The sequence below is a fragment of the Micromonospora sp. NPDC048868 genome, from assembly GCF_043198195.1.
Taxonomy (GTDB): Bacteria; Actinomycetota; Actinomycetes; order Mycobacteriales; family Micromonosporaceae; genus Micromonospora; species Micromonospora reichwaldensis.
The window spans coordinates 93,347-115,730 of record NZ_JBICUN010000024.1; the positions used below are offsets into that span (position 1 = coordinate 93,347).

23 protein-coding genes and 1 pseudogene are annotated in these 22,384 nt (G+C 74.6%); 11 read left to right on the forward strand and 13 right to left on the reverse strand.

Annotated elements, in window-relative coordinates; translation table 11 throughout:
* Positions 1–15 precede the first annotated feature (15 nt).
* The 8 genes from ACGFNF_RS27535 to eccCa all read right to left on the reverse strand — a co-directional run bounded on the left by ACGFNF_RS27535 (position 16) and on the right by eccCa (position 8,250).
* Positions 16–1,542, reverse strand: coding sequence for a S8 family serine peptidase (locus ACGFNF_RS27535; RefSeq protein WP_393171647.1), 1,527 nt, complete (start codon positions 1,540–1,542; stop codon positions 16–18).
* Positions 1,543–1,624: 82 nt separating this feature from the next.
* Positions 1,625–1,903, reverse strand: a complete 279-nt coding sequence (locus tag ACGFNF_RS27540) for a WXG100 family type VII secretion target (protein ID WP_101413905.1) — start codon at positions 1,901–1,903, stop codon at positions 1,625–1,627.
* 28 nt (positions 1,904–1,931) lie between these two features.
* Positions 1,932–2,240, reverse strand: a complete 309-nt coding sequence (locus tag ACGFNF_RS27545) for a WXG100 family type VII secretion target (protein WP_089002280.1) — start codon at positions 2,238–2,240, stop codon at positions 1,932–1,934.
* Between the two features lie 170 nt (positions 2,241–2,410).
* On the reverse strand, positions 2,411–2,671 hold the full coding sequence (locus ACGFNF_RS27550; protein WP_393171649.1) for a hypothetical protein: 261 nt from the start codon (positions 2,669–2,671) through the stop codon (positions 2,411–2,413).
* A 28-nt stretch (positions 2,672–2,699) separates the two neighbouring features.
* On the reverse strand, positions 2,700–3,428 hold the full coding sequence (locus tag ACGFNF_RS27555) for a hypothetical protein (RefSeq protein ID WP_132231854.1): 729 nt from the start codon (positions 3,426–3,428) through the stop codon (positions 2,700–2,702).
* A 31-nt stretch (positions 3,429–3,459) separates the two neighbouring features.
* Positions 3,460–3,753 (reverse strand): hypothetical protein, encoded by a 294-nt coding sequence (locus ACGFNF_RS27560; RefSeq protein WP_393171651.1) that lies wholly within the window; start codon positions 3,751–3,753, stop codon positions 3,460–3,462.
* Between the two features lie 17 nt (positions 3,754–3,770).
* On the reverse strand, positions 3,771–4,193 hold the full coding sequence (locus tag ACGFNF_RS27565; RefSeq protein ID WP_357580317.1) for a YbaB/EbfC family nucleoid-associated protein: 423 nt from the start codon (positions 4,191–4,193) through the stop codon (positions 3,771–3,773).
* Positions 4,194–4,287: 94 nt separating this feature from the next.
* Complete coding sequence (gene eccCa, locus ACGFNF_RS27570) at positions 4,288–8,250, reverse strand: type VII secretion protein EccCa (protein ID WP_393171654.1); 3,963 nt, start codon at positions 8,248–8,250, stop codon at positions 4,288–4,290.
* A gap of 168 nt (positions 8,251–8,418) precedes the next feature.
* Between eccCa and eccD the strand changes: the two genes are divergently transcribed.
* Positions 8,419–9,816: a type VII secretion integral membrane protein EccD gene (gene eccD / locus ACGFNF_RS27575; RefSeq protein WP_393171656.1), complete on the forward strand. Its 1,398-nt coding sequence runs from the start codon at positions 8,419–8,421 to the stop codon at positions 9,814–9,816.
* 23 nt (positions 9,817–9,839) lie between these two features.
* Here the strand turns inward: eccD and ACGFNF_RS27580 are convergent, their stop codons facing one another.
* Positions 9,840–11,021 (reverse strand): type VII secretion protein EccE, encoded by a 1,182-nt coding sequence (locus tag ACGFNF_RS27580; protein WP_393171658.1) that lies wholly within the window; start codon positions 11,019–11,021, stop codon positions 9,840–9,842.
* Positions 11,022–11,172: 151 nt separating this feature from the next.
* On the opposite strand from ACGFNF_RS27580, the gene eccB reads away from it, so the two are divergent.
* The 9 genes from eccB to ACGFNF_RS27625 all read left to right on the forward strand — a co-directional run bounded on the left by eccB (position 11,173) and on the right by ACGFNF_RS27625 (position 18,670).
* Entirely contained in the window at positions 11,173–12,729 is a 1,557-nt protein-coding gene (gene eccB, locus ACGFNF_RS27585) for a type VII secretion protein EccB (RefSeq protein ID WP_393171660.1), read from the forward strand.
* Positions 12,730–12,863: 134 nt separating this feature from the next.
* Positions 12,864–13,232 carry a hypothetical protein gene (locus ACGFNF_RS27590; protein ID WP_151456012.1) on the forward strand — a complete coding sequence of 123 codons (369 nt, stop codon included), beginning with the start codon at positions 12,864–12,866 and terminating at the stop codon, positions 13,230–13,232.
* Positions 13,225–14,463, forward strand: coding sequence for a WXG100 family type VII secretion target (locus tag ACGFNF_RS27595; RefSeq protein ID WP_393171663.1), 1,239 nt, complete (start codon positions 13,225–13,227; stop codon positions 14,461–14,463). The genes ACGFNF_RS27590 and ACGFNF_RS27595 overlap by 8 nt, the downstream gene beginning before the upstream one ends.
* A 189-nt stretch (positions 14,464–14,652) precedes the next feature.
* A complete protein-coding gene (locus ACGFNF_RS27600) occupies positions 14,653–15,057 on the forward strand; it encodes a hypothetical protein (RefSeq protein ID WP_393171665.1) in 405 nt (134 codons plus the stop codon).
* 227 nt (positions 15,058–15,284) lie between these two features.
* A complete protein-coding gene (locus tag ACGFNF_RS27605; protein ID WP_393171667.1) occupies positions 15,285–16,103 on the forward strand; it encodes a hypothetical protein in 819 nt (272 codons plus the stop codon).
* Between the two features lie 46 nt (positions 16,104–16,149).
* Positions 16,150–16,482: a YkvA family protein gene (locus ACGFNF_RS27610; RefSeq protein ID WP_357580325.1), complete on the forward strand. Its 333-nt coding sequence runs from the start codon at positions 16,150–16,152 to the stop codon at positions 16,480–16,482.
* A 31-nt stretch (positions 16,483–16,513) separates the two neighbouring features.
* On the forward strand, positions 16,514–16,921 hold the full coding sequence (locus tag ACGFNF_RS27615) for a pyridoxamine 5'-phosphate oxidase family protein (protein WP_132231872.1): 408 nt from the start codon (positions 16,514–16,516) through the stop codon (positions 16,919–16,921).
* Between the two features lie 298 nt (positions 16,922–17,219).
* Positions 17,220–17,891, forward strand: coding sequence for a C39 family peptidase (locus ACGFNF_RS27620; protein WP_393171670.1), 672 nt, complete (start codon positions 17,220–17,222; stop codon positions 17,889–17,891).
* A 176-nt stretch (positions 17,892–18,067) separates the two neighbouring features.
* A complete protein-coding gene (locus tag ACGFNF_RS27625) occupies positions 18,068–18,670 on the forward strand; it encodes a hemerythrin domain-containing protein (protein WP_393171672.1) in 603 nt (200 codons plus the stop codon).
* 133 nt (positions 18,671–18,803) lie between these two features.
* On the opposite strand, the gene ACGFNF_RS27630 is transcribed toward ACGFNF_RS27625, so the two are convergent.
* From ACGFNF_RS27630 to ACGFNF_RS27640, 3 genes are all read right to left on the reverse strand, one after another.
* Complete coding sequence (locus ACGFNF_RS27630) at positions 18,804–19,040, reverse strand: ferredoxin (RefSeq protein WP_393171674.1); 237 nt, start codon at positions 19,038–19,040, stop codon at positions 18,804–18,806.
* Between the two features lie 4 nt (positions 19,041–19,044).
* Complete coding sequence (locus ACGFNF_RS27635) at positions 19,045–20,250, reverse strand: cytochrome P450 (protein WP_393171676.1); 1,206 nt, start codon at positions 20,248–20,250, stop codon at positions 19,045–19,047.
* A 197-nt stretch (positions 20,251–20,447) separates the two neighbouring features.
* Positions 20,448–20,630 (reverse strand): antitoxin, encoded by a 183-nt coding sequence (locus ACGFNF_RS27640; protein ID WP_132231882.1) that lies wholly within the window; start codon positions 20,628–20,630, stop codon positions 20,448–20,450.
* 202 nt (positions 20,631–20,832) lie between these two features.
* Here ACGFNF_RS27640 and ACGFNF_RS27645 point away from each other — a divergent pair, with 202 nt between their 5' ends.
* Positions 20,833–21,957 carry an AI-2E family transporter gene (locus ACGFNF_RS27645; protein WP_393171678.1) on the forward strand — a complete coding sequence of 375 codons (1,125 nt, stop codon included), beginning with the start codon at positions 20,833–20,835 and terminating at the stop codon, positions 21,955–21,957.
* 19 nt (positions 21,958–21,976) lie between these two features.
* Here ACGFNF_RS27645 and ACGFNF_RS27650 read toward each other — a convergent pair.
* Positions 21,977–22,384: pseudogene (locus ACGFNF_RS27650) on the reverse strand (hypothetical protein); the annotation flags it as partial.

The following is a 22,384-nucleotide window of genomic DNA, read 5'->3' on the forward strand; positions in this document are numbered from 1 at the left end:
GACTGACAATGTGGCTTACTGCTGGTGTCCGCCGGGGGTCGGCGGAGGTGGTGCCGGCGGCGCACCGTACGGGTGGGTTCCGCCGGTGGGCGTCGGGCCGTACCCGGGCGGGGGTCCCGCCTGGGGCGGTGCCGGCGTGCCGGGTGCCCCGCCGGGCGGCGGATAGCCGGGCGCGCCGAACTGCGGGTTGCCGTGCGGCCCTCCCGGGGCGCCGCCGGACGGCGGGTGGCCGGGGTGCGGCGGGTACCCGGGCGGACCGGCCTGCGGACCGGCCTGCGGGCCGGGCGGCGGATAGCCGGGCGGGCCGCCGGGCGGCGGGTAACCGGGCGGGCCGGGCCGGGCGACGGCCGCCTTCCGGCGGGACCGGCGCACCAGCACGATCACGAGGATCAGCAACGCGACGGGCACGAGCAGGCAGAGCGCCCCCTGCACCAGCGCGCCCGTGTCCTTCTTCATGCTTATCGACACCGCCGGCCCGTCGTCCTTCTGCGGCGTGGCCGCGCCCGCGGGCGGGGCGGCGCCGTCCGGGGCGCCGGCGAGCAGCGGGTGCGCGTCGACCGCCGGCACCGATCGCGTCAGCGCGGCGATCGGGTCGACCGCGCCGAAGCCGTGCTGGCTGTCGCGGCCGGCCGGGCCCAGGTCGCGGGCGGTGCGGATCAGCCGGTTCACCACGTTGGCCGCGTCGAGGTCCGGGTACTTGGCGCGGACCAGCGCCGCCACCCCGGAGGTGATGGCGGCGGCGTCGCTCGTGCCGCTGCCGATGCCGTAACCGTTTGACGACACGGACGCGGACCGGGGAGAGATGATCTCCTGCATCGGCGCGGCGAGCACGGCCTCCCGACCGGTGGCGCTCTGCGCGAAGAACTCGCCGTTCTTGGCCAGCCCGGTCACCGCGATGACGCCGGGGATGTTCGCGGGGCTGGTGACGACGCGGTCGTTCTGCAGCCGGTTGCCGGCCGAGGCGATCAGCACGACGTCCTTGTCCAGGGCGTAGCGGACGGCGGCGATCTCGTCGGGGGTCGCCGCCGTGCCCGTCCCGACGGACATGTTGATCACGTCGGCGCCGGCGTCGGCCGCCCAGCGGATGCCCTTCGAGAGGTCTGCCGAATCGAAGGAGTCACCCATCGCGACGGGCAGGATCTTCGCCTCCGGGGCGATGCCCAGGTGCCGCATCGCGCCACCGCCCCGGGACGCGATGATCCCGGCCATCGCCGAACCGTGGGCCTTCCTGGCGTCGTCGTCGCGGCGACCGTCGGCCGCCGTCCCGGAACCGATGCCCTTGCCCGGCAGGACCTGACCGCGCAGGTCCGGCAGGTTGGGGTTGACCCCGGTGTCGATGACCGCGACGGTCACGCCCCTGCCCTTGGTGAGCTTGTGGGCCTGCGGGATCTTCAGGGTGTCGAGGTACCACTGGAGGCCACGCACCGTGTCGGCGCGGGCCGGGGCCGGCGCGGCCAGTGGACCGGAACCGGCGCCGACGACCACCGTCAGCGCCGCGACGGCCAGCCGGAGCTTGGACCGCGAAGGCTTGCCCGCACGCATGATTCTCCCAGGACCTATCGGCACACAACGCGACGCGGCTCCGGCCCGGTCGAACCGGACCGGAGCCGCGTCGGCGACTGTGTCAGTTCCACGCCTTGGCGTTGCTCATCTCGGTGCTGACGTAGTTCTCGCGGGCGATGCCCACGGCGCCACCGATGTCGTTCAGGATCTTGTTGATGTCCCGGACGGCGGCGTCCCACTGCGCCTGGTGCTGCTCGTAGGCGGCACGGTCCTCGCCGTCCCACTGGAGCTTCGACAGCATCGAACGCAGCGTGTCCAGCTTCTCGTCGATGGTCTTCGAGATGGCCATCATCTGCTGGTTGCTGCTCTCGAGGACCGCGTAGTCGACCTTGATGCTCATGAGTTCCTCCTCTGCTCGGCTCGGCGGATCACGGGTTGAGTGCAGAGTGGAACTTGTCCAGCATCTGCTGCTGCTCTTCGTCGTTGACCTGGTGCGTCGTACCCGACTTGTCGAGCAGGTCGGCGATGTTGTCCATCGCCGTCAGCAGCTTGCCCGTGTCCTCGTTCCAGCGCTGCATGAGCGACTGGAAGCCGGTGGACGCCTGCCCCTTCCAGGCGATGGCCAGGTCGTCGACCACGTTCCACAGCTTCTTCAGCTCGCCGTCGACATCGCTGCGCGTGGAGCGCACGTCACCCGCGGCGGTATGCAGAGTCGCTGCTTCGACCTCGAACGCCATGCTTCACACCCTTCCGTCTTCTTGTGGCGGCGCAGTCGCCGCGTCCTCCCCCGCCGCAAGGCAATCACCCCACCGACGGACACTCAGTCAAGACCGTAGCGGACGGTGTCCATGCCCCGCAGCCCTGCCCCGAGCGGTCGCCCGACCGCCGCCGGAGCGGCCCCTCGCACCTATGCGGAGCGCGAGTACGAGCGCACGTGCAGCACCACCCCGACCACGAAGATCAGGGCGAGCATCGACACGAGCACCCACTGCACCGCGTCGTCGGCGAGGGTGCCGAGGGCCACCGCGAATGCCGCCACCCCGCTGAGCAGGACGAGTTCCATCGCCCTGCGGGTCAGCCGCGACCGGGTGAACTGCGCGACCAGCCCCAGGACGATGAAGACCGGGATGGTCACCAGCGCGTACCCGAACAACATGCTCTGCCACACGGTGGCCCCCACCTCTCGGCCCGGTCGCTCAGGCCCGGTAGAAGCCCGGGTCCTGCACCCAGTCGATCTGGATGTCCTGGATGTCGGGGTCGGCGTCGCCGGTCGCCCAGCCCGGACGGGAGTCCGAGACGAAGTTGTACTGACTGTTACCGCGGAACGCCGACGCCACCGTGGAGAACAGCGCGCCGATGTCCGTGAAGATGAGCCCGAGGATCGCCGCGGTGGCGGTGAGGCCGGCCACCCCGATCGCCTGCGCCAGCGGCGCGGTCGCGGGGAACGCCTGGAGGGCCACGGCCGCGATGACCGCGATGAGGATCGGCACCAGCGCGCCGACCAGGGCGTCGATCGAGGCGTTGAAGTGGTCGCGGACGGCGGTAAGCGCGTCCTTGTTGGCGTTGAGCGCCTCCGCGAGCGCCCCGATCTCGGCGTTCAGCTTCTGCACGAAGGCGTCGAACGCGTCCCGGTCGTCGAAGTCCCACTCCTCGCTGGACGGGATCACGCTCTCTAGCGCCGCTCCGAACTGGTCGCCGCCCAGGAAGCGGGCCGCGTCGCCCCACTCCTTGATGGACTGGTTGACCTCGTCGTTGTCGAACGTCTCGAGGTGGATGATGGCGGCGGTCAGGAAGGCGGCGCCGACCAGCCACACCCAGTTGGCCCGGGCCGCCCCGGCCAGCGAGCGGACCGGCGCGGTCTGCGCGGCGACGCTGTGCGTCCCCACCACCGAGCCCGAGGAATTCGCGATCAGGATCTCCGGCATCGAGCCCTCCCTGCGTCCCGCACCCGCGAGGTCACTTGACCACCCAGGGCTGGTCCGACTTCTCCCAGTTGAGCGCGCTCTGTTCGAGGTTGGCGGCGGCCCTCTCCAGGTGCTCGACGCCGGTGCGCAGGTTGTCGAGGTGACCGTCGACGGCAGCGTTGTGCGCGCTGACGGCGGACAGGCCGAGCAGCGTCATGGACATGCCCGACAGCTTGACGCCCTCCAGCGCCCGCTGCGCGTTGCGCAGGTAGGCCATCGGGCCGTCGGCGGCCGCGAGCTTCTGCCCGGCCTTGCGGATGGCGTCGACGTCGACGACGTTGGCCACGGGACCCTCTCCTCTCGTCAGCCGCGCAGCCGGCGCAGCGGGTCGTTGAGATCCACCCCGAACTGCTGGAACCACTCCTCGGGGGTGACCTTGCCCGCCTCGGCCCGCCGGACCAGGTCGGCACCGCCGAGCATCTCCTCCAGCAGCTCGCGCTGCCGCTCGGCGTGCGCGTCGTAGGCGGCGTCGATGGCGGCCTGGAGCGACTCGGCCAGGCTGAAGCTGTCCAGCCGCATCGCCCGGGCGTCGATCTGGATGTCGCCGACCTTCATGTCGCCGTCGACGGTGACCTGGACCAGGCCGTCCGGGCTCTCCCCGACGACCCGCAGCTCGGCGCGCTGCCGCTGGAAGTCCGCGAGCCGGCGCTGCTGCTCCTGCGCCTGGCGCAGGATGCCTTCCAGACCGGCCCCGCCCATGCCGCCGGGCGTCCACGATGTGCTCAAAACGGTCCTCTCGTCGGCTGCGACGCTCGTGCCGCAGGTTACCGGATTCCGTCACACCCGGGCGGTCCCGCCGACCGCCGCGTCGGTGGGCGCCTCAGGCCGGCTCCGACCAGGCCGTCTGGATGAGCTGCTGGCCGTCGCGGCGGCGCACCAGGGTGCCCCGGCCGGGCGGCTGCGGGCTCGGCCGCAGCGTGCCGAAGACCGCGCCCTCCTCCCGGTTGCCGGACATCAGCAGGCCGGGCTGGTCCAGCTCGCGCAGGCGTTGCAGGACCGGCTCGTAGAGCGCCCGGGCCACGCCACCCGCGCGCCGGGTGACGATCAGGTGCAGGCCGATGTCGCGGGCCTGGGGCAGCAGCTCGTGCAGGGCGCTGAGCGGGTTGCTCCCACCCGAGGCGACCAGGTCGTAGTCGTCGACCAGGATGTAGAGGTCCGGCCCCTTCCACCAGCTGCGGTCGCGCAGCTGCGCGGTGGTGACGTCCGGGCCGGGCAGCCGGTTGGACAGCGCGCTGCGGATCGAGGCGAGCCCCTGCGCGAACACCTGGTTCGACGGCGCGTAGTCGAGCAGGTGGTCCCCCTCGACCGCACCGAGCAGCCCGCGCCGGTAGTCGGCGATGACCAGCCGGGCCTGCGCCGGCGTGTACCGCTCCGTGATGCCCCGCGCGATCAGCCGCAGCAGGTTGGTCTTGCCGCACTCGGCGTCGCCGAAGACCGTCAGGTGCGGCTCGTTCGCGAGGTCCAGGTAGACCGGGGCCAGCGCCGACTCGTTGACGCCGATCGGCAGGCCCGGCGCCGAGCGGTCCACGACCCGGGCCAGCTCGCTGAGGGGCAGCCTGCGCGGCAGCAGCCGTACCTTCGGCGCCGGCTGGCCCTTCCATGCCTCCGCGACGTGCCGGGACAGGGCGATGGACGCCTCGGTCAGGTCGTCGATGTCGCGCCGGCCGTCGATCCGGGAGATGGCGGTCAGGAAGTGCAGCTTGTCGCGGGTCAGGCCGCGGCCGGGCGAGCCGGTCGGCACGTTCGCCGCCGCCCGCCGGTCGATCTCCGACTCGTTGGCGTCACCGAGACGCAGCTCCAGCTTCGTGCCGAGCAGGTCCCGCATGTTGATCCGGATCTCCGCCCACCGCACGGCGGTCAGCACCACGTGCACGCCGAAGCCCAGGCCACGGTTGGCCAGCGTGGTGATCGTCTGCTCCAGCTCCTCGTACTCCTGGCGCAGGGTGTTCCAGCCGTCGACGACGAGGAAGACGTCGCCGAACGGGTCGTCGGCGAACTCCCCCGCCGCCCGGCGCCGGCGGTAGCTCGCCACCGAGTCGATGCCGTGCTGGGCGAACCGGTTCTCCCGCTCGTCCAGGACGGCCACCACCTCGGCCACCGTACGGCGTACCGCCTCGGTGTCCCGCCGCCCGGCCACGCCGGCCGTGTGCGGCAGCCCGTCCAGGCTGCGCAGCGCGCCGCCACCGAAGTCCAGGCAGAAGAACTGCACCTCGCGCGGCGTGTGGGTGAGCGCGAGCGAGGCGAGCATGGAGCGCAGCATCGTGCTCTTGCCGCTGAGCGAGGCGCCGACGATCACCACGTTGCCGCCCGCGCCGGCCAGGTCCACGAGCATCGGGTCACGGCGCTGCTCGTACGGCCGGTCCACGATGCCCACCGGAGCGGCCAGCCGCCCGCGACCACGCCACGAGGCGGTGCAGAGGCCGTACCTCGGGTCGACGCTCAGCGGCGGCAGCAGCTCGCCCAGGCCCGGCGGCTCCGCCAGCGGCGGCAGCCAGACCTGGTGCGCCGGGCGGCCCCGCCCCTTCAGCCGGTCGATCAGCACGTCCAGCATCGCCACGGCCTTGCCGTCGGCGGGCTGCTCCGGCTCGGGCGCGTCCGGCACCGGCAGGGTCGGGTTCTGCACCGGCACGAAGTCCACCCCGTACCGGACGATCCGGCGCTGCACCAGCGCCCGCGACGACGCGGCGGCCTGCCCCGGGGCCCGGTACGGCCCGGACACGTACGCGGCCCGGAACCGCAGCATGGTGCTGGTGTCGGTCTTCAGGTAGCCGTGGCCGGGGGCGTTGGGCAGCTCGTACGCGTCGGGCACGCCGAGCACGATCCGGCTCTCCACCGCCGAGAAGGTACGCAGACCGATCCGGTACGACAGGTGGGTGTCGAGGCCGCGCAGCTTGCCCTCCTCCAGCCGCTGGCTGGCCAGCAGCAGGTGCACGCCGAGCGACCGGCCCAGCCGGCCGATCATCACGAAGAGGTCGATGAAGTCGGGCTTCGCGGCGAGCAGCTCGCTGAACTCGTCGCAGATGATGAGCAGGCTGGGCATCGGGTCCAGCGGCTCGCCGGCCGCCCGGGCCTTCTCGTAGTCGTAGCGGGAGACGTAGTTGCCGGCGGCCCGCAGCACCTCCTGGCGGCGGGTCATCTCGCCTGCCAGCGCGTCCTTCATGCGGTCGACCAGCGGCAGCTCGTCGGCCAGGTTGGTGATCACGGCGCTGGTGTGCGGCAGCGCGTCCAGCGAGGCGAAGGTGGCGCCGCCCTTGAAGTCGACCAGGACGAAGTTGAGCTCCTCGGAGGAGTGCGTCACCGCCAGCGCGCCGACGATCGTGCGCAGCAGCTCGCTCTTGCCGGAGCCGGTCGCGCCGATGATCAGGCCGTGCGGGCCCATGCCCTCGTGCGCGGACTCCTTGAAGTCCAGCTCGACCACGTTGCCGTCTGGCCCGACGCCGAGCGGGATGCGCAGCCGGTCGCGGTGGCTGCGCGGGCGCCAGGTCTGCTGCACGTCGACCGCGGCGGCGTCGCCGACGCCGAGCAGGTCCGGCAGCTCCATGCTCTTCGCCAGCGGCTCCTCGGACGTGGTCTGCTGCTGCGACAGCCGGAAGGGGGCGATCTGCCGGGCCAGCCCCTCGGCGGCGGACCCGGTGAGCCGGTCCGGCCGGCCGAGCCGCGACGAGGAGGTGCCGCGGACCAGTTCGAGGGAGCTGCCGTCGCCCACGTCGAGGCAGAGCAGCCAGCGCCCGGCGTCCCGGGGCACGGTGCCGGAGAGGTCGATCACGGTCGCGCCGAGCAGCCCCGGCCCCATGAGCTGGCAGGCCGCCGACACCTCGCCGCCGTCGATGACCACCACGAGGTGCGCCGCGCTGGTCAGCGGCTTCGCCTCCGGCGCGAACCGGGGCCGGCCGGCCAGCTCGCCGGCGAGCGCCTCCTCGGCCTCGGCGAGGCTCGCGAAGACCATGCGGCGGGCGCCCGCCGCGTCGGTCCGGGCGCTGTGGTGGTTGTGCGGCAGCCACTTCACCCAGTCCCAGGACGGCTGCCGGTCGGGCGCGGCGACGATCGCGACGACCATGTCGTCCGGGGCGTGGAAGGTGGCGAGCTGGCCGAGCGCGGCCCGCGTCAGGTCGAGCACCGGCTCCCGGTCGCCGCGCAGCACCACCCGGCTGAACGCGCGCACGGAGAGCGCGGTCGGCAGGTCCGGCACGCTCGAGTGGGCGCGGACGAAGCGCCGCAGCGCGATGGCGCTCATCGGCTCCAGGTCCTCGACCGGCTTGGTCTCCGGCGGGACGATCTCCACGGCCAGGCGCTGCGGGCCGGTGGCGATCCGGGTCTCGCCGAAGTCGTCCTCGGTGATCCGCCGCTCCCACAGCCGCCGGGAAGCGGCGATCGACCAGAGCGCGTCGGGCTCCGGGTGCCGCCAGGCCATCGCCGCCCGCTGCTGCTCGGCGGCGCGCCGGGTGCGCTTGCGCATCTGGGCCAGGTAGCGCATGTAGTCGCGCCGGTCGGCGTTGAGCTCGGCCTTGTCGTTGTTGCCGTTGCTCAGCGACCCGATCGCCATGCCCAGCATCGAGACACCGAAGAGGCCGCCGGCGATGTACGTCATCGTGCCGCCGCCCCGGCCGGCGTAGAGGAACGCCATGGCGCCCACGCCGCAGACCATCGGCAGGATCATCAGCAGCTGCCCCATCCCGCGCGGGGTGGGCTCGGGCAGCTCCGGAGGCGACTCCAGCAGCACCTCGCCTCGCGGCAGCGCAGGCCCCGGCTGACGCGGGAGCCGGCGGAACACCACCGTGCTCACGGCTGTCTCCTCCCCAGAAGCGGCCCTGATGAAGTTCGGCGAGCGACCGGAGTCGTCGGGTGGGCATCGTACGTGCCCGCCATCGTAGGTAATCTCCCGTGGGCGTCAGGAACCCGTGCGTCGGCGCCGCCGGCCAGGGGTGATCGTAGAGAGCGCGAGGAGGCCACTGTGGCGACGAAGACGGCGACCGGCGGCCTGAGCCGGATCACCATCGTGGCGCCCCGCACCCGGATGGACCTCGCGCTGCCGTCGGACGTACCGCTCGCCGACCTGCTGCCGACCCTGCTCCGTTACGCGGGTGAGGACCTGGCCGACGAGGGGGTGCGGCACGGCGGCTGGAGCCTGGCCCGGCTGGGCGGCCAGCCGCTGGACGGCGGCCGGACCGCCACGCAGCTCGGCGTCCGCGACGGCGAGGTGCTCTACTTCAACCCCCGGTCGGCCACCGCGCCGGAGATCGTCTTCGACGACGTGGTCGACGCCGTGGCCACCGCCACCAACCAGCGCCCGGGCGCCTGGCAGGTCGGCACCACCCGTTCCTTCGCGGTGCTCTTCGCCGCCGCAGCACTCGGCGCCGGCGCGCTGGCGGCGCTGTTCACCGGGCCGCCGCACCTGCCGGGCGCGCTGGCCGCGCTGGTCGTCGCGGTCGCCCTGGTGGTCTCCGCGGCCGTGCTGTCCCGGGCCGCCGCCGACAGCGCGACCGGGTCGGTGCTGGGGGTCGTCGGCCTGGCGTACGCGGGCGTCGGCGGCCTGCTGCTGCTCGCCGGCGACCGCCCGCTGACCGGGCTGGGCGCCCCGCACGTGCTCCTCGGCGCCACGGCGGTGGTGCTCTGCGCGGCGGTGGCCGCGCTGGCCGTCGGCGACCGGCTTCCGCTCTTCTTCGGCGCGGTCGCGGTCGGCGCGGGCACCGGCCTCGGCGCGGTGGTCAGCCTGGCCTTCGACACCGACGCGCCGGCAGCGGCGGCCGTCGTCGCCGCGGTCGCGTTCGGCGCGGTGCCGGCGCTGCCGATGGCGGCGTACCGGCTGGCCCGGCTGCCGGTGCCGTCCATCCCGACCGGCCCCGACGACCTGAAGAGCGACACCGAGTCGGTGGACGGCCGCCAGGTCCTCCAGCTCAGCGAGCGGGCCGACGGGTTCCTGACGGGGCTGCTCTGGACGGTGTCGCTGCTGGTGCTGGGCGCCCAGGTCGTGCTCGCGCTGCACGGCAGCCTGCCGGCGGTGCTGCTCTGCCTCGTGCTGGCCCTGCTGTCGCTGCTGCGGGCCCGGCCGTTCCTGGGCCGCGCCCAGCGCACCCCGGTGCTGTTCGCCGGCACGGCCGGGCTCGGCCTGGCCGCCGCCGCCACGTTCGGCAACGGTTCGACGGCGGTACGCCTCGGCCTGATCCTCGGCGGCCTGGTGCTCGCGGCCGTGGTGAGCCTGATCTACGGGCTCACCGTGGCCGGCAAGCGGATCTCCCCGGTGTGGGGCCGGCTGCTCGACATCGTGGAGATCATGCTGATCATCGCGCTGGTCCCGCTGGCCTTCTGGGTCGTCGGCCTCTACGGCTGGATCGTCAACCTGCGGCCCTGACCCGCGCTCGGCGTCCCCGGTCCTCAGTCGGTCGGGTGCAGGGTCGTGATCGTGGTGGCGGCCGGGGCGGTGGCGTAGACGCCGGGACCGTGCTGGCCGTCCACGGGGCGGGCCGGGGCGCCGGACCGGCGGGCCACCTCCCGTACCGCCTTGACCAGCGCCTCCACGTGGTCGTCGAGCGCCGCCACCCGGAGCATCGGCGGGGCGACGCGCCCGCCCGGCTGCACCACGACGGCCAGGGTGTGCGAGGGGGCGGACGTCGCCGTCACCGCGTCCACCAGCGGGCCGAACGGCGCGTCGGCCCGGGGCCGCAGGACCAGGCAACGCTGGGTCCAGCCGCCGCCGCGCAGCCCCGTCCAGGTCTCCGCCGGCGGCGTCGGCGCCAGGTCCAGCCCGGCCGCCGAGACGACCGCCGCGCGCAGCTCGTCGCGGCTGAGGGGGCGGTGGTCGAGCCCGGCGGCGGTCAACGCCTTGCCCAGCCGGCCGATGCCGGCGGAGAGCGTGCGGTGCACGCCGGGCATGCCGCCGCCCCGGCTGACGGTCTCGACGCGGGCGTCGCGTACGGAGAGCCGCAGCGCCAGCCAGACCGTCCGGTGGGCCGCGGGTGGCGCTCCCGGCGCCGGGTACCAGACGAGGGTGTGCGAGACGACCTGGGCGCGGGTGACCGGGCCGGTGAAGTCGGCGAGCACGCGCAGCGCCCGGTCCAGCACCGACGCGTCGACCGATCCGGCGGGCGCCCCGGCGTGGCCCTGCAACGCCACCGCCGCGAACCAGCCCTGCGCGTCCTGCCCGATGCCGAGGCGGGTGCCGCGGTCCGTGAGCTCGGTCACAGTCAGCTCAGGGGCCAGGGGGGCCAGCCTGGGGTCGGCCCCGCCGCCCGCCGCGACGGTGCTCCTGGCCGCCTCCCGACGCCGCCGCAGCCGCCTGCGCAGCAGCAGGTCCTCGTACCACCAGCGGCCACCCCGGCGGGCGAAGACCGCGCCCACCACCGCCAGCGACAGCACCCCGACGGTGGGGGCCAACCAGCCCGGCCCGCCCAGCGCCGCCCAGACGGCCAGGGCGCAGAGTTCCAGCACCACGAGCTGCCCCACGGCCACGGGCCCGATCCGACCACGGCCGCGCCGGTCGGCCGGGACGACCGGCCGCTGGGCGACGCCGGACGGCTGCGGTGCCGGACGACCGGGTGGCGCCTGAACCTGCGTCATCGCTGACAGTCCCTTTCTGGACGGCGGAGCGTCCGCCGGATCGGGTCGGGCGCTGGTCCCGGTGACCCGTCGACGGCCCCTTATCGTAGGGAAGCCCGCGACACCGACTCGGACCTGCTCGTCGCGGACCCACCCCCGCCGGAGGTAAGTCATGCGGACCCGCCGCGACCAGGTGCAGGCGTACCGCTTCGTCACCCGCCGGATCGTCTCGGCGCTGCTGTCGGGCGACCCCGAGACCAGCAACCTGCCGATGCGGCGGCTCGGCATGGCGGTCTTCGGCAGCGTCATCGCCGCGGCCGTGGTGCTCGGTGGCGTCGGCGCGTACGGGCAGTTCACCGGCAACACGGCGCCGCTGGAGCCGAACACCCTGGTGATCGAGCGGGAGACCGGGGCGACGTACGTCTTCGTCGACGGGCAGCTGCACCCCACCCTCAACTACGCCTCCGCCCGACTGATCATCAACGAGCCGGCCCCGCAGGTCCGCACGATGTCCCAGGCGTCGATCCGGGACCGGCCCCGGGGCCGTACGGTCGGCATCGTCGGTGCCCCCGACGCGCTCCCGGACCGCAAGTCCCTGACGGGCCTGCCCTGGTCCGTCTGCGACGTCCCGGACCCGGCCGATCCCCGCCGCTCCAGCACCCGGGTGGTGATCGACCGGCCGCTGCCCGGTGGTGCGCCGCTCGGCGACCGGGCCGTGCTGGTGGAGGCCGACGGCCAGCGGCACCTGCTCACCGGCGACCGGCGGTTGCAGGTGACGGGCGGCGACTCCGCGCTCGCCGCGCTGCGGATGGCCAACGCGCCCCGTCTGCCCGTGGGGCAGCAACTGCTCAACGCCGTGCCGGCCGGGCCGGTCATGCGGCAGCCGACCATCGCCGGCGAGGACGAGGCCAGCACGCTGACCGAGCGCCCGGCCAAGGTCGGTCAGGTCTTCCGGGCGGCGGGCCAGCACTACGTGCTCACCCGGGAGGGTCTCTCCGCGATCGGCGAGATCAGCGCGCTGCTGCTGCTGCGCGACGGCGGCCAGGTCACCGACATCACCCCGGCGCAGGCCGGCAAGCTGCTGACCGACGAGCGGGCGGAGGAGGCCGGGATGCCGCAGGCCCTGCCCGCGCTGCACCCGGTCACCGCGGGCCGGACGGCGGTCTGCGCGACCTACCGGGCGGGCACCGACGGCGGGCCGCCCACCACCACGCTGGAGGTCTTCGACCGGGTGCCGGCGGAGCTGGCCGCGCCCGGCGGGGTGCCCGTGCGGCAGAGCGCGCGCGACGGCGTGCGTACCGCCGAGGGCGTGCTGCTGCCCGGGGGTAAGGGCGTGCTCGTGCAGGCCACGCCCGGGTCCGGCGAGAGCGGCACGGCCGCCCCCGGCGCCACCGTCCACCTGATCAGCGCCCAGGGCGTCCGCTACCCGCTCGGCGTCGGCGCCATGTCGGCGCTGGGCTACGAGGGGGTCACCCCGCTGGCCGTACCGGCGTCGCTGCTGGCCCTCGTGCCCACGGGGCCGACGCTCTCGCGGGACGACGCGCTCGCCCACTTCGCGCCCGGCCCCGCGCCGTCGGCCCCGGCGAAGCCGTCGGCCGGCGCGGCGAAGCCGACGGGCAGCCCCGCGCCGGAGCGGTCCGGTACGCCGGTGACGCCCTCCGGGCAACCGGCGTCGGACGCGCCGGCCTCGCCGGACGGCTCGTCCGCCAGCCCGGGAGCGGACGGCTGAGGTCGGCCCGCCCGCGAGCGGAGCCGGACCCGCGCGTGACGGATCGACGCCGGTGGCGGGTCGCCCGCGTCGCACCCGTCGACTAACCTGAGCCCTGCCAACGGTTAGCGACGATGACGTACGGGGATGCTGCCATGACCGGGCGCACGACAGTCGACCTGCTGTCCCTGGAGGACTTCCACCAGAAGTTGGCCAACCGGCTGACCGAGGCGGAGAAGGCGTTGCGGAAGCTGAGCACCGAGATGCAGTGCCGGCCCCCGGCGCTGGGCTCGTTCGCCGACGCCACCGAGAACTCCCGCCGCTACTCCGAGATCCACCAGTCCTACGTGGACCAGGTCGACCGGCTGCGTGCGGCGGTGAAGGCCGCGCAGAGCGCCACCGCGACGATCCTGGCCAACTACCGCACCGCCGAGGAGCGCAACGCGGCCAACTCCGCCGACATCGCCGCCGCGCTGAACGGGGTGGACGACGCGTTGAAGCGGAAGGAGGATCCGCGTGTCTGAATACACCCAGCGCTACCAGCACGTCAGCCACCAGCAGCTCTACGACGCCGTGATGGCCGGCCAGCCGGGCCAGATCGACGGCGTCGCCGCGCAGTGGACGGCGCTCAAGGGCATGCTCGACGGGCTGTCCCGCGAGCTCAGCGGCGACCTCGACAAGCTCGCCAACACCTGGACGGGCTCGGCCTCGCAGGAGTTCCAGCGGCGGTTGACGCTCGTCACCGACTACGCCGACAAGCTCGGCGAGGGCATGGCGGACGTGAGCCGGGGCCTGACCCTGATGTCCGGCGAGCTGCGCACCGCCCGCGAGCAGGCGGAGAGTCCGGCCGAGACCGACGACCACGACCAGGCGCTCTCCGGCGCGGCCAAGGGCGCCGTGTTCGGCGTGCCGGGCATCGTGGTCGGCGGGCTGCTGGGGCACCAGCAGGACAAGGCCGAGCAGGAGAAGGCCCACCAGCGCATGGTCAACGTGGTGGCCGAGCTGGCCGCCGGCTACGACCTCTCGGCGTACGGCCGGCTCGTCCCGCCGCCCCCACCGCATCCGGACATCCCTGGCACGACCAGCCGCGATTCGACGCCCCCGCGCAGCGGCCCGGGCGCCAGCACGCCGACGGCCGCGCCGAAAACCTCCGGCCTCGCCGGGCAGCCCGGCGGCGCCACCGTCGCGGCCCCCGACCGGCCGAGCTCCGGACCGGGCGGCGGCGCGACCGGGACGCTCGTCCCGGGCGCCGTCGGCGGCGGGCAGCCGGGCGGCGGCGTGACCGACGGCGTTCCCGGCGGCGTCCCGGCCGGCACCTCCCTCGCCGGCGCCACGGTGCTGACCGGCACGCCCCCCACGACGGGTCCCGTCGGGCTGGGCGGCACCTCGACGGCCTCGGCCGGCGGACCGGGCCTCCAGTTCGGCCCGACGGGCGGCGTGCTCGGCACCGGAGCCCTCGCCGCGAGCGGCAACGCACCGGCCTCGGCGGTCCGGTCCGCCGGCGGCACTCCGGTGGCGGACAACCGGTCCGCGACCGGGATGGGCCGGCGCTTCGACAACGGCACACGACAGGGCGGCGACCGGGCGGCCAGCGGGACGGGACGCGGCGGGGCGGGTCGCCCCGGCGTTCTGGGCGGCGCCCGGGGCACACAGGACGACGACGCCGACGGCCGGCTGACCTGGCTGACGGAGGACGACATGGTCTGGGGCGACGGCGCAGCCGCCGCTCCGCCCGTGCTCGGCACCGACAGCTGACGCGCACCAGCACGACGACGGCCCACCCGGCGGGCGTACCACCGGGTGGGCCGTCGCACGTGCGGCGTCGGTCCCGGCGGGCGCGGTCCCACCCGCCCGACGATCCTTTTCGGACATCGTGGCGGCGGTCACCCGATCCCGGGTCGTCGGCGCGCTGCACGAGCCCGGCCCGGGCGATAGGTTGGACGGGTGCCCTCCGCAGCGTCCGTCGACCCGTTCTGGTCGGTGACGCTGCGCTCCCTGCGTGAGCTGACCCGGCTGGCGGTCGCCGCGCTGGTGCTCGCCGTGGGCCTCGGCGGCGCGACCGCCGCATCGGCCCCGGCACCGTTCGCCGCCGGCCCGACCGCCGTCACCGCCCCCGTTCCGGCCGCCGTGACGGCCGCCGTCCCGGCCGGCGCGAGCGCCCCGCTCACCCCACCGCTGTCGCGCCGCGAGCCGGTGGCCGAGCAGGCCGACGGCTTCGCCGCCCCGCCGGCGGTCCGGCACGACGACACTTTGGCCGACGCCGCCGCCGTGGCGGTCGCCCGCCCGGACGGCCCCGCCCGCGAGCCCGGCAGGGGCGTCCCCGCCCGGCGCGGTCCGCCCGCCGCCTGAACCGTCGGCCACCGGCTCCGCATCCGGGGCGACGGACGGCGACGGACCGCCGCCACGCGCGTCCGTCCGCCCGGCCCCGGCCGCCACGTCACCGGCGGCCACCCGTCGGTCCGTCGCCGGAGCGGCCACCGCCGCGGTACGCCCGCACGCGCGCCCACGATGCCCACCCGCCCGTACGCCGGGCACAGACCCTGTCGATTCCCTCGATCGACCGCGAGGTGCTGACCATGGAAAACGTGTTCTCCTCCGTCCTGCTCGACGTGCCCCGGGCCGCCGTGATCTGGCTGAGCCTGCTCGGGGTCGTCGCCGTCACCGTGGCCGGCCTGGTGCTGCGTCCCGGCCGGCTCCGCTTCGACGCCGGCTCCCGCATCCGGCGCGCCGCGATGCCGAGCGAGTTGGAACGGGTCGAGGAGGAGCGCGAACGTTCCCGGTACGCGGGGGAGGTCTCGGTCGCCGCCGAACGGGCCGCCACCACCGCCGCCCGCCTGCGGGCCGAGTGGCTGACCGCGCAGGAGGAGGTCGAGGCGGCCTGGCAGGCGTACGAGGCCGCCGAGGCGGACGTGCGCCGGCTGGCGGTCACCGAGGCGATGCCCCTTCCGCGTACCGTCCGGACGCCCGCCGAGTACGCCGAGCGTGAGCGCTTCCTGCACCGGGCCGCCCTCGACGCGTACTGGCGCAAGGAGTTGTCGGTCGAACAGCTCAGCGACGTCTTCGCGCACCGCGACGGGTGGGACCCCCGGCTGCACCCGGTCGAGCAGGAACTGGTGCTGCGCCGGGCGGTACGCGACAACCTGCTCGCCCGGCAGCGGGCGGCCCGGGAGCGGGAGCAGGCGGCGTGGCGGGCGGCCGAGAACGCCGCCGAGGCGGCGCGCAGCCTGCGGGACGAGGCGTTCGCCGCGGTCAACCGCCGCCCCGAGGAGTCGGAGTCGCTGCTGCCGCTGGTCGAGGGGGCCGGGGTGGCGGAGCAGACCCGGGAGTTCCCGGTGCTGACCGGCCGCGAGGTGCCGTCGGTGGCCCGGGGCCGGGCGGCGGTTCCCGCGTACTGACCGGCATGGCCGGGCGGAACCGGTCCCGCTGGGCTAGCGTGACGGCATGTCCAGGGAGGCGTGGATCGTCGTCGGCGTCGTGGCTGTCGTCACGCTGGTCGGCGCGGTGGTGCTGGCCGTCCGCGTGATCCGCACCCGGCGTCTGCTCGGCACGCTCGGGCTGAACGGCAAGCTCGCCTTCTACGGGGCGCTGCTCTACACCGTCCTGCCGATCGACCTGCTTCCCGACCCCATCTACCTGGACGACATGGCGGTGCTGACCGGCGCGCTGCTCTACCTGGGCAGGCTGGTCCGGCAGCGCCGCGCCGCGAGCGCGCCGCTGCCCGGGGCACCCGACGCGCCGTCCGGCGCCGACCGGGCGCACCGTCGCGTGCCATGATCGGCGCCGCGCCACGAGACAGGGGACGGACATGCCCGGTGACCATCGGTTGGCGCCCCACGACGAGCGGGTCGTGGCGTTCTGCCGGGAACGGCACCTGGCCACGCTGACCACCCTGCGCCCGGACGGCACCCCGCACGTCGTACCGGTGGGGGTCACCTTCGACGCGTCGACCGGGCTGGCCCGCGTCATCACCGGTGGGGCGTCCCGCAAGGCCCGGCACGTCGCCGCCGCCGGCCCCGGGGGCGCCCCGGTGGCCGTCTGCCACGTCGACGGGCGGCGCTGGCTCACCATCGAGGGGCGGGCCGTCGTGCGCTCCGACCGGCCGGCCGTCGCCGAGGCCGAGCGCCGGTACGCCGAGCGCTACCGGACGCCCCGCCCGAATCCGGACCGGGTGGTCATCGAGATCGCGGTTACCCGCCTGCTGGGCAGCCTGTGACCGGTTGACCGGTTCGTCCCGTCCCGCACCCCCCCCCACGTACGCCTGACCGGTCCGGTTGTGACGCGGGGCATCCGTACGCCGGAATCCTGCCGCCCGTGGCCCGGTTGAACCTCGACGTGCGGCCGGTGCACCCCCGGCCGTGGGCCTGGAATGCCCACCGGAGCAGGGCCGTTGCATCCCTGAGTACGCCCGTGGGCCGACCGCCCCGGGCCGTCGAATTCCCCGAGCCGAGCGCCTCCCGGTGCTGCGCGCCCCGGTCCCCCCGGCGGCGTCGACCCCCGATTGGAGCCCGACCATGAATCCGATCGTCCAGAAGAGCGGTCTCTCCGTCGCCGGCCTGCTGGTGGCCGGCGGATGCCTCGCGGGTCCGGCGGTGACCGCCCAGGCGGCGCCGTCGGCGACCACCCCGGTCGGCGCGGTGCACACGGACGACCGCGCCGCCAAGAACGGCCGCGCCGACCGGCGAGCCGAGCGCACCGTCGGCATCGAGTACCAGGCGCAGCCGAACTTCTACTACTGCGGCCCGGCCGCGACCCGGATCGCCCTGTCGGCGCTGGGCCGGGCGCTCCCCCAGGACGAGGTCGCGAAGAGGCTGGGCACCACCGAGGCCGGCACCGACTCGGCCCTGGACATCACCCGCGTGCTCAACGAGCTGACCGGCCGCGGGTACCGGACCACCGAGATCCCGGATCCGGTGGCCAAGCCGGAGCAGGTCGACCGGCTGCGGTCCGACGTCGTCGCGGCCCTCGACAAGGGCCGGCCGGTGGTGGCCAACATCAAGGGCACCGCCGTCGACACGGTCGGCAACCCGCACTCGTACGAGGGCGGGCACTACCTGACCCTGGTGGGTTACCGGGACGGCGGCGACCTGATCCGCATCGCCGATCCGGCCGCCCCCGAGGGCGAGTACTGGATGACCCTGGAGAAGGTCGCCAACTGGGTCGCCGAGCGCGGCTACTCGTCCTGATCCGATCCCACGAGGGCCGGCCTCCTGCGGGGGCCGGCCCTCGGCGTACCGGCGCGACGGGCGCCAGCCGAGCACGGGACGCGGGTCGGCGACACATCGATGACCGGTGGGTTCGGCGGACGGTTCCCGGGTACCAGGCCCACAACCGACCGTTCCGCAACCGGTAAGGGGCAGACATGACAAACCCACAGGACATCAGGGGTCAGGACGTCGTGGACGTCCTGACCGCCGACCACCGTGAGGTCGAGGCACTCTTCGTGCAGTTGGAGAGCCGGCAGGGCACCCCCGAGCACCGCCGGCAGTTGGCCGACGTGGTGATCGCCGAGCTGGTCCGGCACGCCGTCGCCGAGGAGATGCACGTCTATCCGACCGCCCGCAAGGCGCTGCCGGACGGCGACCAGATCGCCGAGCACGAGATCTCCGAGCACGCCGACGCCGAGCGGACCATGAAGGAGCTCGAGTCGGTCGACCCGTCCGACCCGCGCTTCGACGAGCTCCTGGCGCACCTGACGAGCACGATCCGGCACCACGTCAAGGACGAGGAGTCGGACCTCTTCCCCCGCCTGCGCGCCGCAGTCGCCACCGAGGAGATGGTCGAGCTGGCCGGCAAGGTGGAGGCGACCAAGAAGACCGCCCCGACCCGGCCGCACCCGGCTGCGCCCGACCGGCCGCCGGCGAACCGGCTGCTCAACCCCGGCGCCGGTCTGGTGGACCGGATGCGGGACGCGCTGAGCGGCCGCGTCACGTCGGCGGCGGAGCTGGGCCAGCAGCAGCGCTGACCGCCCCCGCCCATGGTGGCCACGCCCGGCCCGGGGCGTGGCCACCGGCATGTCGCCGGCCGGCGCGGAGGGCGACCACCGGGCGAGCCACGCGACCCGCCCGGCCCAAGGCCTCCGGCAGGACCGGCCCGGCTCAGGTCTCCGGGGCGATCCGGCGCAGGCCGTCCGCCTCGGACACGATGACCGCCTCCATCGGGCAGGAGTCCGCGGCATCCACCAACGCGTCGTCGGGCGCCACCCGCTCGGCCAGCGGGCGGGCCAACCCGTCCACCAGCACGAAGTGCCTCGGCGCGGTGCCCGCGCAGATCCCCGACCCGATGCACCGGGCCGGGTCCACGTGCACCCGCCACTGCTCGTCCGTCGCACTCATCTGTTCACCACCTCACCGGCATGGCGACGAGCCCCCGGACCAGCAGGCCGCTCTTCCAGGTCAGCTCGGATTCCGGCACGGCCAGCCTCAGGTCGGGCGTGCGGGCGATCAGCGTCTCCAGGACGACCTGGAGCTCCATCCGGGCGAGCTGTGCGCCGACGCAGTGGTGCACCCCGTGCCCGAAGCCGAGGTGGGGGTTGACCTGGCGGGTCAGGTCGAGCCGGTCCGCGTCGGCGAAGACCGTCTCGTCCCGGTTGGCCGACGAGATCGACACCACCACCGGCTCGCCGGCCCGTACCAGCACGCCGCCGACCTCGATGTCCTCCAGGGCGTAGCGGGCGAAGGCCGAGGACGCGCCGAGCGGCACGTACCGCATCAGCTCCTCGACGGCAGCCGGCACCAGGTGCGGCCGCGACCGGAGCCGGGCCCACTCGTCCGGGTGGGTGAGCAGGGCGTACACGAAGTTGGGGATCTGGGTCACCGTCGTCTCGTGCCCTGCCGCGAGCAGCCCGGCGGCCAGGCGCACGACCTCGTCCTCCGCGAGCCGGTCGTCGGCGTCCCGGGCCTGGACCATCGCGCCGATCAGGTCGTCGGTGGGTTGCTCGCGCCGCCGCGCGATCAGCTCGCCCATGTACGCGAGGAGACTGTCGATGTACTCCTGGGCCTGCTCCGGGCTCAGCGAGGTGGTCGACACGATCGCCTCGGACCAGGTGTGGAAGCGGTCCTGGTCGGCCACGGGTACGCCGAGCAGGTCGCAGATGACCCGGATCGGCAGCGGGGTGGCCAGGTGCTCCACCAGGTCGGCCGGCGGACCGGCCGCGAGCATGCCGTCCACCAGTTCGTGGGCCACCTCCCTGGTCCGGGGTCGCAGCTCCTCCACCCGGCGGGCGGTGAACGCCTTCGCCACCAGGCGACGCAGTCGGGTGTGCTCCGGCGGGTCCATCGACAGGATCCCGCCCTCCTGCTGTCGCGGCGAGTTGCGGGGCTCGTCCCGGTCCACCGAGGCGGCCCGGCTGAACCGCGCGTCGCCGAGCACGGTCCGGACGTCGGCGTGCCGGGTGGCGAGCCAGGCCGGCTCGCCGAACGGCATCCGGATCCGGGTGAGCGGTTCGTCCCGGCGCAGCCGGGCGTAGCGCGGGTCGAGGTTGAGCCGGTCGGGGTCGCTGAACGGATAGCGGTGGGGGACGGTCGTCTCGGGGGCCTCGGTCACCGGATGACTTCCTCTCGTCACGGCGCCCCAAGGGGAGGGCGCCGGTCCGGTCGGGGATGACTCCACTTTGAGTCATGCTCCGACTGCGGATAGTAGCGAGAGTGGTCGATCCTTGGCTAGCGGTACGCGTCGATCCGTCAGGAAGCAGTCGTCCCGGGTCACCTGCCTGCGCGGCGACCCGGGACGCTACGAGCGGTTCAGCGGACCTGGTCGCCTTCGCCGGTGCGCGCCTGGGCCTGGTCGACGCCCTTGTCGATCTGCTCGTCGTACTTGCCGCCCGTGCGCTTGTCGGCCATGTCGCCGCCCTTCTCCAGGCCCTTGTCGACCTGCTCGTCGTGCTTGTCGGCGAAGTCCTTGGCCTTGTCCATGAAGTCGCTCATCGGGGTCCTCCTCGAAGCCGGTTCCGATCTCTGCCTTCCCTGGGCCCGAGGGCTCAAACGCGACGGAGCAGCAGCCCGGGGGCGTTCGGGAAACCGACGGTCGACCCCGACGCCCCGGCCGCCCATCTAGCGTGAAAGGGGACGCGGGTGTCGGAGGGACGCCGGCCGGGTACCGACTCGCCGGAGATCGAGGAGGGCCGACGTGGTCGCAGACGATGCCGGGCGTACGCCCGAGGGAACGCCAGGCCGGGGCGCCGGCTCCCGACAGACCTGGGCCGCGCTCCCCTGGCTGGTCCGCTCGGCCGTGGTGTGGAGCGCCTGCCTGGTGGTGGTCGTCGCCGGGCTGTACCTGCTGGGGAAGATCGCGGTGCTGCTCGCGCCGCTGGCCATCGCGCTGGCCGTCACCATCTTCCTCACCGCGCTGCTCGACCCGGTGCAGCTCGCGCTGCGCCGGCTCCATCTGCCCGCCGCGCTGGCCGCCCTGCTCACCGTACTGCTGCTGCTCGGCCTGCTGTTCGGCGTCGGCGCGCTGGTGTGGAGCCTCACCGCCAACCAGTTCAGCGAGTTGAGCGACGAGCTGGGGCAGGGCCTGCAACGGACCCGGGACTTCGTGACCTCGACGCTGCCGGTCAGCGACACTCAGCTCGACCAGCTGCTCGACCAGGCCCGCCAGGGGCTCGGGCAGGGCACCGTCGACCCGGTCTCCGGCGCCAGGACGGCCGCAGAGGTGCTCGGCTCTGCGCTGCTCGCGCTCGTCCTGCTGTTCTTCCTGCTCAAGGACGGCAGGTCCATGTGGCGCTGGACGCTGTCCCGCACGACCGGGCCGAACCGGGAGGTGACCGCCGAGGCCGGCCGGATGGGTTGGCGGACGCTCGGCGCGTACAGCCGGGGCACGATGCTGATCGCCGCGATCGACGCGATCGGCATCGGCCTGGCGCTGGTGGTGCTCCGGGTGCCGCTGGCCTTCCCGCTCGCGCTCATCACCTTCTTCGGCGGCTTCATCCCGATCATCGGGGCGACCGTGGCCGGCGCCGTGGCGGTGCTGGTCGCGCTCGCGGCGAAGGGGCCGGTGACCGCACTGCTCGTCCTCGCCGCCGTGATCACCGTCCAGCAGGTCGAGGGCAACCTGCTCGAGCCGCTGGTCATGAAGCGTCAGGTGCGCCTGCACCCGGCGGTGATCCTGGTGGCGGTGACCGCCGGCACCCTGATCGCCGGCATCGCCGGGGCCTTCGTCTCGGTGCCGATCACCGCCGTCGTCTGGCGGGTGATCGACACCATCCAGCAACACCGCCAGCGCCCGACGCCCGCGCCCCCGACCCCCGCCTGACCACCCACCGGGTGGGTCCTCAGTGCGGGGAGGGGAGGTGGGTGGTGAACCAGTCGGCGGCGCTGTGCGCCACCTGTTCCAGGGTGCCGGGCTCCTCGAAGAGGTGGGTCGCCCCCGGGATCACCGTCAGCTCGGCCGTGTCCGGCAGCGCCTCCTGGGCCTGCTCGTTGAGCGTGATCACCTGCTCGTCCAGGCCGCCGACCAGCAGCAGCGTGGGCGCGCGCACCTGGTCGAGCGCGGCGCCGGCCAGGTCGGGACGGCCGCCCCGGGAGACCACCGCGCCGACGAGGTCCGGTCGGGGGGGGGGGGGGGCCCCCCCCCGGGGGGGGGCGCCCCGGGGGGCGCGCCCCCCCCCCCCCCCCCCCCGCCCCCGGGGGGCGCCCCCCCCCCCCCCCCCCCCCCCGCCGCCCCCCCCCCCGGGCGCGCC

Bases quoted from the DNA above. Each gene is read 5' to 3' on its own strand.
- ACGFNF_RS27535 (WP_393171647.1), bottom strand. From the start codon at position 1,542: ATGCGTGCGGGCAAGCCTTCGCGGTCCAAGCTCCGGCTGGCCGTCGCG.
- ACGFNF_RS27540 (WP_101413905.1), bottom strand. From the start codon at position 1,903: ATGAGCATCAAGGTCGACTACGCGGTCCTCGAGAGCAGCAACCAGCAG.
- ACGFNF_RS27545 (WP_089002280.1), bottom strand. From the start codon at position 2,240: ATGGCGTTCGAGGTCGAAGCAGCGACTCTGCATACCGCCGCGGGTGAC.
- ACGFNF_RS27555 (WP_132231854.1), bottom strand. From the start codon at position 3,428: ATGCCGGAGATCCTGATCGCGAATTCCTCGGGCTCGGTGGTGGGGACG.
- ACGFNF_RS27580 (WP_393171658.1), bottom strand. From the start codon at position 11,021: ATGACGCAGGTTCAGGCGCCACCCGGTCGTCCGGCACCGCAGCCGTCC.
- eccB (WP_393171660.1), top strand. From the start codon at position 11,173: ATGCGGACCCGCCGCGACCAGGTGCAGGCGTACCGCTTCGTCACCCGC.
- ACGFNF_RS27590 (WP_151456012.1), top strand. From the start codon at position 12,864: ATGACCGGGCGCACGACAGTCGACCTGCTGTCCCTGGAGGACTTCCAC.
- ACGFNF_RS27605 (WP_393171667.1), top strand. From the start codon at position 15,285: ATGGAAAACGTGTTCTCCTCCGTCCTGCTCGACGTGCCCCGGGCCGCC.
- ACGFNF_RS27610 (WP_357580325.1), top strand. From the start codon at position 16,150: ATGTCCAGGGAGGCGTGGATCGTCGTCGGCGTCGTGGCTGTCGTCACG.
- ACGFNF_RS27615 (WP_132231872.1), top strand. From the start codon at position 16,514: ATGCCCGGTGACCATCGGTTGGCGCCCCACGACGAGCGGGTCGTGGCG.
- ACGFNF_RS27620 (WP_393171670.1), top strand. From the start codon at position 17,220: ATGAATCCGATCGTCCAGAAGAGCGGTCTCTCCGTCGCCGGCCTGCTG.
- ACGFNF_RS27625 (WP_393171672.1), top strand. From the start codon at position 18,068: ATGACAAACCCACAGGACATCAGGGGTCAGGACGTCGTGGACGTCCTG.
- ACGFNF_RS27630 (WP_393171674.1), bottom strand. From the start codon at position 19,040: ATGAGTGCGACGGACGAGCAGTGGCGGGTGCACGTGGACCCGGCCCGG.
- ACGFNF_RS27640 (WP_132231882.1), bottom strand. From the start codon at position 20,630: ATGAGCGACTTCATGGACAAGGCCAAGGACTTCGCCGACAAGCACGAC.